14 protein-coding genes are annotated in these 12,448 nt (G+C 65.3%); 13 read left to right on the top strand and 1 reads right to left on the bottom strand.

Going from position 1 to position 12,448, the window contains the following annotated elements; genetic code table 11:
* Window positions 1–71: 71 nt before the first annotated feature.
* Window positions 72–422 (bottom strand): flagellar hook-basal body complex protein FliE, encoded by a 351-nt coding sequence (gene fliE, locus F2P45_RS23830; RefSeq protein WP_166880550.1) that lies wholly within the window; start codon window positions 420–422, stop codon window positions 72–74.
* A gap of 242 nt (window positions 423–664) precedes the next feature.
* On the opposite strand from fliE, the gene fliF reads away from it, so the two are divergent.
* From fliF to fliR, 13 genes are all read left to right on the top strand, one after another.
* Window positions 665–2,371 (top strand): flagellar basal-body MS-ring/collar protein FliF, encoded by a 1,707-nt coding sequence (gene fliF, locus F2P45_RS23825; RefSeq protein WP_166880548.1) that lies wholly within the window; start codon window positions 665–667, stop codon window positions 2,369–2,371.
* Window positions 2,364–3,356: a flagellar motor switch protein FliG gene (gene fliG, locus F2P45_RS23820; RefSeq protein ID WP_166880546.1), complete on the top strand. Its 993-nt coding sequence runs from the start codon at window positions 2,364–2,366 to the stop codon at window positions 3,354–3,356. The genes fliF and fliG overlap by 8 nt, the downstream gene beginning before the upstream one ends.
* The gene (locus F2P45_RS23815; protein WP_166880544.1) at window positions 3,356–4,054 is read left to right on the top strand and encodes a flagellar assembly protein FliH; all 699 of its coding nucleotides are present in this window, start codon (window positions 3,356–3,358) and stop codon (window positions 4,052–4,054) included. Before fliG ends, F2P45_RS23815 begins: the two co-directional genes overlap by 1 nt.
* A complete protein-coding gene (gene fliI, locus F2P45_RS23810) occupies window positions 4,051–5,466 on the top strand; it encodes a flagellar protein export ATPase FliI (protein ID WP_166880542.1) in 1,416 nt (471 codons plus the stop codon). Before F2P45_RS23815 ends, fliI begins: the two co-directional genes overlap by 4 nt.
* Window positions 5,467–5,501: 35 nt before the next feature.
* The gene (gene fliJ / locus F2P45_RS23805; protein WP_166880540.1) at window positions 5,502–5,942 is read left to right on the top strand and encodes a flagellar export protein FliJ; all 441 of its coding nucleotides are present in this window, start codon (window positions 5,502–5,504) and stop codon (window positions 5,940–5,942) included.
* A 39-nt stretch (window positions 5,943–5,981) separates the two neighbouring features.
* A complete protein-coding gene (locus F2P45_RS23800; RefSeq protein ID WP_166880539.1) occupies window positions 5,982–7,412 on the top strand; it encodes a flagellar hook-length control protein FliK in 1,431 nt (476 codons plus the stop codon).
* 220 nt (window positions 7,413–7,632) lie between these two features.
* Window positions 7,633–8,145, top strand: coding sequence for a flagellar basal body-associated protein FliL (gene fliL, locus F2P45_RS23795; RefSeq protein WP_166880537.1), 513 nt, complete (start codon window positions 7,633–7,635; stop codon window positions 8,143–8,145).
* A gap of 6 nt (window positions 8,146–8,151) precedes the next feature.
* Window positions 8,152–9,129: a flagellar motor switch protein FliM gene (gene fliM, locus F2P45_RS23790; protein WP_166880536.1), complete on the top strand. Its 978-nt coding sequence runs from the start codon at window positions 8,152–8,154 to the stop codon at window positions 9,127–9,129.
* A gap of 14 nt (window positions 9,130–9,143) precedes the next feature.
* A complete protein-coding gene (gene fliN / locus F2P45_RS23785; protein WP_166880534.1) occupies window positions 9,144–9,557 on the top strand; it encodes a flagellar motor switch protein FliN in 414 nt (137 codons plus the stop codon).
* Window positions 9,554–10,228: a flagellar biosynthetic protein FliO gene (gene fliO / locus F2P45_RS23780; RefSeq protein ID WP_229505258.1), complete on the top strand. Its 675-nt coding sequence runs from the start codon at window positions 9,554–9,556 to the stop codon at window positions 10,226–10,228. Before fliN ends, fliO begins: the two co-directional genes overlap by 4 nt.
* A complete protein-coding gene (gene fliP / locus F2P45_RS23775; RefSeq protein WP_166880533.1) occupies window positions 10,218–10,994 on the top strand; it encodes a flagellar type III secretion system pore protein FliP in 777 nt (258 codons plus the stop codon). Before fliO ends, fliP begins: the two co-directional genes overlap by 11 nt.
* Before the next feature lie 11 nt (window positions 10,995–11,005).
* Entirely contained in the window at window positions 11,006–11,275 is a 270-nt protein-coding gene (gene fliQ / locus F2P45_RS23770; protein ID WP_166880531.1) for a flagellar biosynthesis protein FliQ, read from the top strand.
* 29 nt (window positions 11,276–11,304) lie between these two features.
* On the top strand, window positions 11,305–12,177 hold the full coding sequence (gene fliR, locus F2P45_RS23765) for a flagellar biosynthetic protein FliR (protein WP_166880530.1): 873 nt from the start codon (window positions 11,305–11,307) through the stop codon (window positions 12,175–12,177).
* Window positions 12,178–12,448: the final 271 nt, after the last annotated feature.

Genomic DNA, 12,448 nt, shown 5'->3' with positions numbered 1-12,448 from the left:
TCAATATCGATGCCGGTTCAGCCATGCCAGCCATCCGGTTCGTTGACGGGAGCCGCCGCCACGCCCGGACCTTACACCTGCATATTCATGATCTCGTGATACGCCGACACCAGCTTATTGCGCACCTGCACGGTGGCCTGGAACCCGATACTGGCTTTCTGCATCGACACCATCACATCCGACAGGCTGACCCTGTCGTCGCCCATGGTGAAGGCCTTGCCCTGCTCGCCGGCCTTGAGCTGGGCGTCGCTGACCTGGGCGATGGAATTCTTGAGCGCATCGGCGAAATCGACCTTGGCGACGGCCGGCTCGGGCGTGACCTTGACCGCCGGCCCGACACCGCCGGCCGGGCGCGTCGCCGCCGCCTTGAGCTGGGCCATCATGGCTTCGATCCGGTCCGATCCGATTCCGTTCACATTCATGTCGTTTCCTCTGTTCAGACCGCCGGGCGTACAATACGCAATATGTATACCAGCGAAGTCAGGGTGCCAGAATAGCACCCTGGTGGCGAGCCGGGCCGTCGAGCAGGGCCGGAAAGCGCGCTCTGTTCGATGCTTTGAGCGGGGGCCCTCCCCCACATAATGGCGTCTGAGCCCCAGCCTTTGCGCAGGTTTGGGAAATTCCTACCCAGTTTCGGGCCCCGGCCCGTCGGACACCCACCACCATGGCAGCTGCAACCGCAGAAGAACTCGTCGATATCCCCCAACAGGACACGCCGCCCCCGACGTTCCTGCAGACTCCGCTCGGAAAGAATTTCATCCGTGGTCTCGGCATCGCCCTGGTGCTGGCCTTGATGCTGGCCGTCTGGATGTGGAGCCAGCGCGTCGAATACCGTATCCTGTTTGCCAACGTCAGCGACAAGGATGGCGGCGCCATCACCGCTTCGCTCGACCAGATGGCGGTGCCGTACAAGTTCTCGGACGGCGGCGCCTCGATCATGGTGCCCGAGGACCAGGTCCACGGCGTGCGTCTCAAGCTGGCCGCGCAAGGCTTGCCGAAGGGCGGCACGGTCGGCTTCGAGCTGATGGAAAACCAGAAACTGGGCGTGTCCCAGTTCCACGAACAAGTCAATTACCAGCGCTCGCTCGAAGGCGAACTGGCGCGTTCGATCGAGTCGATCGCCGCCGTCAGCTCGGCGCGCGTGCACCTGGCGCTGCCGAAACCGTCGGTCTTCGTGCGCGAACAGCAAAAACCGACCGCCTCGGTCTTGTTGAACCTGCAAACCGGGCGCGTGATCGACCAGGCCCAGGTCAACGCCATCGTCCACCTGCTGGCCTCGAGCGTGTCCGAATTGCCGGTCTCGAACGTGACCGTGGTCGACCAGGCCGGCAACCTGCTGTCGGACCCCGACAAGAGCAACAACGCCCGCAAGCTCGACCCCAACCAGCTCAAATACGTCGAAGCGATCCAGAAAAACATCATCAAGCAGGTCGAGTCGCTGATTACGCCGCTGGTCGGCCCCGGCAATGTGCGCGCCGAAGCGACCGCCGATATCGATTTCGCCCAGGTCGATACCGCCGCCGAAGTCTACAAGCCGAATTCGCCGCCGGAGCCGCAATCGATCCGCAGCCAGCAGACCTCGGAAGCGAACGGTCCCGGCACTGTCAACCCGGCCGGCGTGCCGGGCGCGCTCTCCAACCAGCCCCCGGGCCTGGCCACCGCGCCCCTGAACGCCGCCGGCGCGCCAGGCGCGGCCCCGGCCGTGGTCAGCGGCCCGACCCGCAAGGACACCACCACCAATTTTGAAGTCGACAAGACGATCCGCTACGAGCAGCGCCCGATGGGCCTGGTCAAGCGCCTGACGGTCGGCGTGCTGGTCAACCACCGCCGCTCGGTCGACGCCAGGACCGGCAAGGTCACGGTGACGCCGCTGTCGGCCGCCCAGGTGGCCCAGATCAACGACCTGGTCAAGGAAGCGATGGGCTACAACAAGGACCGTGGCGACACCCTCAACGTGACCAATGCCGCGTTCGACGGCGTCGACAAGCCGGACGTGCCGGCGCCGACGCTCGACTGGTGGCGCGACCCGGCCAACCTGCCGCTGGCCAAGGATATCGCCAAGTACCTGTTCGTTGCCGCTATCATTGCGTTCCTGTACTTCCGCCTGCTGCGTCCGATGCTGCGCCCGGTCATGACCAAGTTCGACAAGGCCCACGAATTGCCGCCCGAGCCGACCGCGGAAGAGGAAGAAAAGGCCGACGAGGCCAGCGAAGCGCAAGTGGCCGCGGCCCAGGCCGAAGCCGAGGCGGAAGCCGAATCGGCGCAGGACCACAGCTACCGGGCCAACCTGGCGCTGGCCAAGAAACTGGCGCAGGAAGATCCGCGCATCGTCGCAAACGTCATCAAGGCATGGGTAGGTACAAATGAATGATAATGGAATCCAGAAGGCAGCCATCCTGATGCTCGCCATCGGCGAATCCGAGGCGGCCGAAGTGATGCGCTTCCTCGGCCCGCGCGAGGTGCTCAAACTCGGCGCGGCCATGGCCACCATGAAGAACGTGCAGCACGAACAGGTGGTCACGGTGCTCGACTCGTTTCGCGAGCAGACCGAACTCATTTCCACGGTCGGCCTCGATTCGGACGAGTACATCCGCCAGGTGCTGACCAAGGCGCTGGGCGACGACAAGGCTTCGGTGCTGCTGTCGCGCATTTTGGGCGGCAAGGATGCGTCGGGCATCGAAAGCCTGAAGTGGATGGACGCCTCGTCGGTGTCGGAACTGATCCGCAACGAGCACCCGCAGATCATCGCCACCATCCTGGTCCACCTCGAACGCGACCAGGCGTGCGAAATCCTGGGCAATTTCACCGACCGCCTGCGCAACGACGTGGTGCTGCGCATCGCCACCCTGGACGGCGTGCAGCCGGCCGCCCTGCGCGAACTGAACGACGTGCTGACCAAGCTCTTGTCGGGTAACGAAAACATCAAGAAATCGTCGCTGGGCGGCGTGCGCGCGGCGGCCGAGATCCTCAACTTCATGAGCGGCGAGCAAGAAGGTTCGGTGATGGACAACATCAAGAACTACGACAACGACATGGCCCAGAAGATCATGGACGAGATGTTCGTGTTCGACAACATTATCGACATCGACGACCGCGGCATCCAGTTGCTGCTGCGCGAAGTGCAGTCCGAAATGCTGATCATGGCGCTCAAGGGCGCCTCGCAGGAACTGCGCGAGAAGATCTTCCGCAACATGTCGGCGCGCGCCGGCGAGATGATGCGCGAAGACCTCGAATCGAAAGGACCGGTGCGCCTGTCCGAAGTCGAAACCCAGCAAAAACAAATCCTGCAGATCGTGCGCCGCCTGTCCGACGAAGGCCAGATCGTGCTCGGCAAAGGTGAGGATTCCTTCGTCTGATGGCTACCCTTCCAAAAGAACTGCAAACCGCGTACCAGCGCTGGGAAATGAATTCCTTCGACCGTGTTCCGGAGCCGGAACCGGTGTTTCTCGACACCTCGCCCGAGCAAGAAGCGCCGCCGCAAGCGCCGAGCGCGCCCGATTGGCCCACCGACGACGACATCGCCGCCATCCGCGAACAGGCGCGCCAGGAAGGCTTCGATGCGGGCCACGCGGCCGGCCACGAAGCCGGCTATGCCGATGCGCACGCGCTCGGACGCGAGGAAAGCGCGGCTGAACTGGCCAACCTGCAATCGATCGCCGCCACCTTCGGCCAGGCGCTGGCGCAGGCCGACGAGAGCATCGCCAACGATATGCTGGAGCTTAGCCTGCACCTGGCCAAGAACATGCTGCGCATCGCGCTCGAGGTCAAGCCCGAGCTGATCATTCCAGTGGTGCGCGACGCCATCTCTTACCTGCCGGTACTGCAACAGCCGGCCTTGCTCATGCTCAATCCGGACGATGCGCGCCTGGTGCGCGAACAGATCGGCGAAGAACTCGACAAGGGCGGCTGGCGCCTGGTCGACGACGCCCAGATCGGCCGTGGCGGCTGCAAGATCGATACCGCCAGCAACCAGATCGACGCCCAGGCCGAAGTGCGCTGGCAGCGCCTGGCGCACGCGCTCGGCAAGGACGAGGTGGAGTGGCTGGTCCGATGAGCGAATCCGATCCCGCCGCCACGCCCGACAAGCACACTGCGCGCTGGTCCGCCTACCTGCGCGACTGCAGCACCCTGGTCGGCTTCGTCGAACCGCAGCAAGTCTCGGGCCGCATCACCCGCGTGGCCGGGCTGGTGATGGAATGCGTGGGCCTCAAGCTGGCGGTCGGCAGCGCCTGCACCATCCCTATGCCGGCCGGCAACCGGGTCGAGGCCGAAGTGGTCGGTTTCGACGGCGACCGCCTGTTCCTGATGCCGCAAAGCGATGTCGAAGGCATCGTGCCCGGCACCAAGGTGCTGCCGGTGGAAGCGACCCTGCCGCGACCTGGTTCGGTGGCCCATCCCCGGCGGCGCCCGAGCGACCGCGCGCGCCATCTGCCGGTCGGCATGGGCCTGCTGGGCCGGGTGGTCGACGGCGCCGGCCGGCCCCTGGACGGCCTCGGCCCCCTGCTGACCGACGACAGCGGGCCGATCAACGTGCGCCCCGCCAATCCGCTCGACCGCGCCCCGATCGTGGAAACGCTCGACGTCGGCATTCGCGCGATCAACGCCATGCTGACTGTCGGCCGTGGCCAGCGCCTGGGCCTGTTCGCCGGTTCCGGCGTCGGTAAGTCGGTACTGCTGGGAATGATGGCGCGCTACACCAAGGCCGACGTGGTGGTGGTCGGCCTGATCGGCGAACGCGGCCGCGAGGTCAAGGAGTTCATCGAACACATCCTCGGGCCGGAAGGCCTGGCGCGCGCCGCCGTCGTGGCGGCCCCGGCCGACACGCCGCCGCTGATGCGCCTGCAAGGCGCGGCCTACACCACGGCGATTGCCGAACATTTCCGCGATCAGGGCAAGAACGTGCTCATGATCATGGATTCGCTGACCCGCTACGCCATGGCGCAGCGCGAAATCGCCCTGGCCATCGGCGAGCCGCCCGCCACCAAGGGCTATCCGCCGTCGGTGTTCGCCAAGCTGCCGGTGCTGGTGGAACGGGCCGGCAACGGCCTGCAAGGCGGCGGCTCGATCACCGCCTTCTACACCGTGCTGACCGAGGGCGACGACCAGCAGGACCCGATCGCCGACTCGGCGCGCGCCATTCTGGACGGCCACTTCGTGCTCAACCGGCGCCTGGCCGAGTCCGGGCACTATCCGGCCATCGACATCGAGCAATCGATCAGCCGCGCCATGCACACCATCACCACCACCGAGCACCAGCACGCGGCGCGCCGCTTGAAGCAGCTGTATTCGCGCTTCGAGCGCTCGCGCGACCTGATCACGGTCGGCGCCTACGCCCACGGCAGCGATCCGGTGCTCGACCAGGCCATCGCCCTGAACGACAAGATCGAAGCCTTCCTGTGCCAGGAGATCGGCGACAACATCGGCATGCCGCAGAGCTTGGCCGAATTGACCTCTCTGTTCTCGTGATGGGATAGCGGACGGGATGCCTATAATGATGCATTATGGCAAAACAAACCATCCTCGATACCCTGCTCGAACTGGCCCAGCGCGACACCGACGATGCCGCCAAGCGGCTGGGGGTGGCGCTCAAGGCGGCCGAGGAAACCGAACAAAAGCTGCAAATGCTGCTGGGCTACCTGGAAGATTACGCGCAAAAGCTGGACGCGGCGCAGCGCAACGGCATCACGCCGATGGCGTACGCCAATTTCATCGCCTTCATCGGCAAGCTGGAGCACGCCATCATGGGCCAGCGCGAGATCGTCAAGCACGCGCACCACAGGAGCGCGGTGGAAAAGGGCTTGTGGCAGGCCAGCGAGCGCAAGCGGGTGTCGTACCGCACCCTGGGCGAGCGCGCCGCCACCGAAGCACTGCGCCTGGAAAACAAGCGCGACCAGAAACAGATGGACGAACACGCCGCCCGCCAGGCGTATTACAAACGTTGACGCACCCGCCGCCACTCAATAACTAACCGATCGCCCGCCATGTCCACTTCTCCCATCGCCCAGCAACTGGCCGCCCTGAACGCCAACCCGGCGCCGGCGCGCAGCAATGCCGCCGCCGCGCAACCGGCGGTGCAGTTCGGCCAGACGCTCTCGCGCGAGATCGCGCAGCGCCAGAGCATGAGCCAGCAGCCGGCCGCGGCCGCCGCCAAAGCGGCCGCGCCGCGCCCGGCCGACAAAGCCCCTGCCCCGCGTGTGGAACAGGGCGCCAAAGCCGAGCAGGCCGCAGCGCCTGCGCCGGACGCCGCGCCGGCCCGCCCGGCGGCGCCAGCGAACAACACCAGCGCCCAGGCGCAATCCGGCGACAAAGGCAGCGCCCCGGCCAGCGACGACAGCGCCGCGGCGGCAGCCGCCGCCGACAGTGCCGCCGCCGCGGCCGCGCGCGCCGAACTGCCGGTGGCCGACATGCTGGCCCTGGTCGCCAGCCTGACCCAGCCGGCGCAAGCGGCCGCCACGCCGGTCGCTCTCGACCCGGCCTGGAGCACGCTGGCGTCGAGCCGCGCCGCCAGCACCACTGCCGCCGCCGATCCTGGCCTGGCGATGGAGGCCGCGCTGGCCGCGTTGACCGCGCCGGCCATGGCTGCGGCCGGCCGCTTCGCGACGGTCGACGGCGCCCCCACCGCGCCCGCAGTCGGCGCACTTGGCCTGCCAACCGACCCGGCGCTGACAACGGCGTCCGACGCCGCCCCGCAAGGCGACCTGCGCGCCCTGCTCGAAGGCGCCATGCCGCGCGCCGCCGGCGCCACCACCGACACCGCCCAGGGCCAGACGACACCGGGGCAAACGGCGGCGCTGCAAACGGCCGCCGTCCCAAGCGACGCCGCCAGGCTGGCGCCAGGCGCGCGCGAGCTGCCGGACGCCATCAGCGCCGTCGACACCAGCGCGACCGAAGCGACGCCGGTGGCCGCGCCATTGCAACAGGCCGCAGTCGGCCTGGCGCAGACGGCCAACGCCGGCGCCGACAAGCTCTCGGCACGGGTCGGCACCCCGGCCTGGGACAACCAGATCGGCCAGAAAATCGTCTGGATGGTGGCCGGCAAGGAACAAAGCGCCACCCTCACCCTGAACCCGCCCGATCTCGGCCCGGTCCAGGTGGTGCTGAACATCAGCGGCGACAACGCCAGCGTGACGTTCTCGTCGGGCGAGCTGGAAGTACGCCAGGCGCTGGAAAACGCCATGCCGAAGCTGCGCGACATGATGGACGAGAGCGGCATCTCGCTGGGCAACGCCAGCGTCAACGCGGGCATGCCGGAGCAGCGCCAGGACCAGGGTGAGCGCGCCAGCGCCGGCAACGGCGGCAGCGACGGCCTGGGCGGCGTGATCAACGGCAGCGCGGCCGACGCCAACGAGCGCCTGGCCGCCAGGACGCCGGTGCAAGGCGGCGCTCCGGGCCTGGTCGACACCTTCGCCTGATAACGCCAGGCATCCGGACTTGTCGATTTGCCTAGCCTTCCCGGCCATGCGCGCAAGGCGGCGTATGAAAAGCGCATCGGATGTCGATGCCAAGCCACGAGTTGGGCCGCGATCGGCCCTGTTTTCCACGCATCTGCCCGCTCATTTCCTCGCGATAATGACATAATGACGGCATGATCCACCGACGTCGTCTTGAGGTACTTTGAAAGCGAAAGCAAACATGAAAGCTGCAGCCCCCCCTGATGCGGCCGCGAAGCCGCCGTCGAAGAAAATGGCCATGATCGGCGCGATCGTGGCCGTGCTGGTGCTGGGCGGTGGCGGTGCTGGCTGGTATTTCACGCAGAGCAAGGGTGGCGAGGAAGCCGAAGAAAGCGCCAAGCCGGCCAAGAAGAAGAAAAAGGCCAAGGTGGTGGCGCCGCCGGTGTTCGCCCCGCTCGAAGTATTTACCGTCAATCTGCAACCGGACGCCGAAGAAGAGCACATGCTGCAGGTGTCGATCACCCTGGAGATGGCCGGCCAGGAACAGGCCGACCTGGTCAAGAACAATATGCCGAAGGTGCGCAGCCGCGTGCTGCTGCTGCTGTCGGCCAAGAAGTCGTCGGAGCTGACCACGGTCGAAGGCAAGACCAAGCTGGCCGAGGAAGTCATGGAAGCGATCAAGAAGCCGTTCTCCGAGAACGAAGAGCCCCAGGAAGTCAACGAAGTCATGTTCACCCAGTTCATCATCCAGTGATCCTCCATGGCCGATAATTTTCTCTCGCAGGAAGAAGTCGATGCGCTGCTCAAGGGCGTCAACGGCGACGCCGACGAAGCTTCCGCGCCCGAAGACAACACGGGCGTACGCACCTACAACCTGGCCACGCAAGAACGGATCGTGCGCGGCCGCATGCCGACGCTCGAAATCATCAACGAGCGTTTCGCGCGCTTGCTGCGGGTCGGGCTGTTCAACTACATCCGCCGCAGCGCCGAAGTGTCGGTGGGTTCGGTGCGGGTCTCGAAATACAGCGAATTCATCCGCAACCTGGTGGTGCCGACCAACCTGAACCTGGTCCACATGAAGCCGCTGCGCGGCACGGCCCTGATCGTGTTCGATCCGGGCCTGGTGTTTTTGCTGGTCGATAATCTGTTCGGCGGCGACGGACGCTTTCATACCCGGGTCGAGGGGCGCGATTTTACCCAGACCGAGCAGCGCATCATCTTGCGCATCCTCGATATCGTATTCGATTCGTATGCGAAATCGTGGGAACCGGTGTATCCGGTCGAGTTCGAGTACATCCGCTCCGAGATGAATACCCAGTTCGCCAACATCGCCACCCCGAACGAGGTGGTGGTATCGTCCACGTTCACCATCGAGCTCGGCTCGGTGAGCGGCCAGATCCACATCTGCATGCCGTATTCGATGATCGAACCGATCCGCGACACGCTCACCTCCAGCCTGCAGGGCGAGGCGCTGGAAGTCGACAAGCGCTGGATCCGCCTGATGACGCAGCAGATCCAGATCGCCGAAGTCGAGCTGGTGGCGGTGCTGGGCACGGCGCGCGCCTCGTTCGACGAGATTCTCAATTTCAAGGTGGGCGACATCGTCCCCCTCAACGTACCCGAACAGATCCAGGCCACCGTCGATGGGGTGCCGGTGATGGATTGCACGTATGGCGTGCTCAACGGACAATATGCGCTAAAGGTCGAGAAACTGCTCGCCAATGCGGACACCAAATAATTTAGGAGAGCACTATGTCCGATACTACCGATGACGACGCAATGGACGACTGGGGCGCGGCCATTGCCGAGCAGGCCAAGGCGGAAGCCGAAGCCCTGCAAAGCCAGGCAGCCAGCGCGGCCGTGTTCAAGGACTTTTCGAACAAGGGCACCAAGCCCGACACGCCGAACGATATCGACTTCATCCTCGACATCCCGGTCCAGCTGACGGTGGAGCTGGGACGGACCAAGATCGCCATCAAGAACCTGCTGCAACTGGCCCAGGGTTCGGTGGTCGAGCTCGACGGCCTGGCGGGCGAGCCGATGGATGTGCTGGTCAACGGCTGCCTGATCGCCCAGGGCGAGGTGGTGGTGGTGAACGATAAATTCGGTATTCGCCTGACGGACATCATCACGCCGTCCGAACGGATTCGAAAACTCAATAAATGAGGGCGCGCCTGATTGCCGCCGTGGCGCTGGCGTGCAGCCTGGCGCCGGGGATGGTTGCCGCCCAGGCTGCTGGCGCCGCTGCGCCGGCGGCATCGGCGCCGCTTGCGCCTGCGCCGGCCGCGTCGGCTCCTGCTGCCGCATCGGTTCCGGCTGCATCGGCTCCGCTTGCGCCTGGGCCGGCCGCTTCCGCTTCCGCTCCCGCCGCATCGGTTCCCGCCACCGCCGAGCCGCAGGCAAGCGTGCCCGTGGTTGCTGCCCCGGCGCCTGTCGCCACCCTGCCCGCCGCCACCGCCGTGCCGGCGGCGCCCGGTCCGATGGCGGGACCGTCGGCCGGCAACCTGCTGCAAACCATTTTCGCCCTGACCCTGGTGCTGGCCCTCTTGGGCGCCATGGTCTGGTTCATGAAGCGCTTCGGCCCGCAGGCCGCCGCCGGCGCCGCCCAGATGCGCACCATCGGCGCGCTCAGCCTCGGTGGGCGCGAACGGGTCATCGTCATCGAAGTGGGCGACCAGTGGATCGTGGTGGGCGCCTCGCCCGGCCGCATCAACGCGCTGGCCACCATGCCCAAGCAGGAAACCCCGGGCGGCCCCGCGGTGCTGGCCAACGGCCCAGCGTCCGGCACCTTTGCCGAATGGCTGAAACAGACGATCGACAAACGCAATGGACGCTAAGCGGACTTACCTGTTGACGCATCACGCGCGGCGCGCTTTGCCACTGCTGGCGCTGCTGGCCCTCGGCCTGCCGGCGCTGGCCGTGGCCGCGCCGGGCATCCCGACCTTCACCAGCGCGCCGGCGCCGGGCGGCGGCACCGCCTACTCGCTGCCGGTCCAGACGCTGCTGTTGATGACGGCGCTGTCGTTCATTCCGGCGGTGCTGCTGATGATGACCAGTTTTACCCGCATTATCATCGTGCTGTCGCTGCTGCGCCAGGCGATCGGCACCCAGTCGGCCCCGCCCAACCAGGTCATGGTGGGGCTGGCGCTGTTCCTGACCCTGTTTGTGATGGGTCCGGTGTTCGACAAGATTTACGTGGATGCCTACCAGCCGCTGCAGGAAAACAAGATCGAAATGAACGTCGCCATGGAGCGTGCCGTGGCGCCGCTGAAAACCTTCATGATCCGCCAGACGCGCCAGGCCGACCTGGCCATGTTCGTCAAGATTTCGCGCTCGGCCGCCTTGCAGGGACCGGAAGACATTCCGCTGCGCATACTGATTCCAGCGTTTGTGACCAGTGAACTGAAAACCGCGTTCCAGATCGGCTTTGCCATCTTCATTCCCTTCCTCATCATCGACATGGTGGTGGCGTCGGTGCTGATGTCGATGGGGATGATGATGATGTCGCCGGCGGTCATTTCGCTGCCCTTCAAGCTGATGCTGTTCGTGCTGGTCGATGGCTGGCAACTGCTGCTCGGCTCGCTCGCGCAGAGTTTCTACTAGCGAGGCTGCCGATGACTCCCGAAAGCGTAATGACAATGGGCCGCACGGCCATGGAAGTGACCCTGATGGTGGCCGCGCCCATGCTGCTGGTGGCGCTGATCATCGGCCTGATCGTCAGCATCTTCCAGGCCGCCACCCAGATCAATGAAGCGACCCTGTCCTTCATTCCGAAGCTGGTCGGCATTTTTGTCGCCCTGATCGTGGCCGGACCGTGGATGCTGGCGGTCATGCTCGACTACATGCGCCAGGTGTTTACCGGCATTCCCGGCCTGGTTAACTGACGCGCCCGCGTCGGCCTTTTCGAGCAAGCATGATCACCATTACCAGCATCGAGATGAATGCGTGGATCGCCGGCCTGCTGTGGCCGCTGACCCGCATTCTCGGGCTGATTACCGCAGCGCCGCTGTTTGGGAACGCCAGCGTGCCGGTACCGGTGAAGATCGCGCTCGGCGTGCTGCTGGCGAGTATTATCGCGCCGGCCATTCCGGCGCTGCCGGCCGCCGATCCGCTGTCGATGGCGGGCCTGTTGATCCTGGTGCAGGAACTGCTGATCGGGGTGGCGATGGGCTTTGCCATCCGCCTGGTGTTCGCCGCCATCGAAATGGCCGGCGAAATCTGCAGCCTGACCATGGGGCTGGGCTTCGCCAGCTTTTTCGATCCGCTGACCAAGGGGCGTTCCTCGGCCGTGAGCCAGTTCCTGGCGCTGATCGCGACCATGGCGTTTTTGGCCGCCAACGCGCACCTGGTGCTGCTCGAAGCGCTGGCCGAGAGTTTTATCACGATGCCCATTTCAGCCACGCCGATGTCGTCGTCGGCGGCGTGGGAGATGGCCAAATGGGGCGGGCTGATTTTCAGCGCGGGGCTGCATCTGTCGCTGCCGATCGTGGCGGCGCTGCTCATTACCCAGGTGGCGCTGGGGATTTTGACGCGCGCGGCGCCGCAGTTGAACATCTTCGGGATTGGCTTTCCGATCACACTCGGGGTCGGCATGCTGGTGATCGTGATGGTGCTGCCTTACCTGGGCAATCCGTTCCAGGTGCTGTTCAACCAGGGCATTGAAACGGCGCGCCGGGTGCCGCGCCTGGCGGCCACGCCGCAGGCCCCTGCCACACCAGCGCGCGCTGACAGGCCTGCTGCGCTACCGGGCGGACCGGTTGAAGGCACGCCGGCCCAGCAGCGCTGAGCCGGGCCTTGCAGGGGGGCCTGCAAGACAGCAGATCGTCAACATCAGCTCGGTTTTGAGGTCTGCCGTTCAACATCGTATACAATGATGAATGTACAAGATTGCATTTAGAATATCAATTGCGCTGATTTTCGTTACCCCCTAAGCTTGACTTTGTCCATTTGTGAGCGATGGACGAAGGGAACGTAAGCCCGAATGCGTAGTCAATGATTGATCCACTCGTTGCAGCGAGGTTCATCATGACGGTAATAGCATCCGGGCTTACGAAGGC

The sequence above is a fragment of the Massilia mucilaginosa genome (genome assembly GCF_011682145.1).
Taxonomy (GTDB): Bacteria; Pseudomonadota; Gammaproteobacteria; order Burkholderiales; family Burkholderiaceae_D; genus Telluria_A; species Telluria_A mucilaginosa.
The sequence above is the reverse complement of the archived record's forward strand: the minus strand, read 5'-3'. Positions and strand labels throughout refer to the sequence as shown.

What these genes read in the sequence shown, in the direction of transcription:
- fliR (WP_166880530.1), top strand. Translation starts at nt 11,305, where the DNA reads ATGATCACCATTACCAGCATCGAGATGAATGCGTGGATCGCCGGCCTG.
- F2P45_RS23800 (WP_166880539.1), top strand. Translation starts at nt 5,982, where the DNA reads ATGTCCACTTCTCCCATCGCCCAGCAACTGGCCGCCCTGAACGCCAAC.
- fliN (WP_166880534.1), top strand. Translation starts at nt 9,144, where the DNA reads ATGTCCGATACTACCGATGACGACGCAATGGACGACTGGGGCGCGGCC.
- fliI (WP_166880542.1), top strand. Translation starts at nt 4,051, where the DNA reads ATGAGCGAATCCGATCCCGCCGCCACGCCCGACAAGCACACTGCGCGC.
- fliP (WP_166880533.1), top strand. Translation starts at nt 10,218, where the DNA reads ATGGACGCTAAGCGGACTTACCTGTTGACGCATCACGCGCGGCGCGCT.
- F2P45_RS23815 (WP_166880544.1), top strand. Translation starts at nt 3,356, where the DNA reads ATGGCTACCCTTCCAAAAGAACTGCAAACCGCGTACCAGCGCTGGGAA.
- fliO (WP_229505258.1), top strand. Translation starts at nt 9,554, where the DNA reads ATGAGGGCGCGCCTGATTGCCGCCGTGGCGCTGGCGTGCAGCCTGGCG.
- fliF (WP_166880548.1), top strand. Translation starts at nt 665, where the DNA reads ATGGCAGCTGCAACCGCAGAAGAACTCGTCGATATCCCCCAACAGGAC.
- fliG (WP_166880546.1), top strand. Translation starts at nt 2,364, where the DNA reads ATGAATGATAATGGAATCCAGAAGGCAGCCATCCTGATGCTCGCCATC.
- fliQ (WP_166880531.1), top strand. Translation starts at nt 11,006, where the DNA reads ATGACTCCCGAAAGCGTAATGACAATGGGCCGCACGGCCATGGAAGTG.
- fliJ (WP_166880540.1), top strand. Translation starts at nt 5,502, where the DNA reads ATGGCAAAACAAACCATCCTCGATACCCTGCTCGAACTGGCCCAGCGC.
- fliE (WP_166880550.1), bottom strand. Translation starts at nt 422, where the DNA reads ATGAATGTGAACGGAATCGGATCGGACCGGATCGAAGCCATGATGGCC.
- fliL (WP_166880537.1), top strand. Translation starts at nt 7,633, where the DNA reads ATGAAAGCTGCAGCCCCCCCTGATGCGGCCGCGAAGCCGCCGTCGAAG.
- fliM (WP_166880536.1), top strand. Translation starts at nt 8,152, where the DNA reads ATGGCCGATAATTTTCTCTCGCAGGAAGAAGTCGATGCGCTGCTCAAG.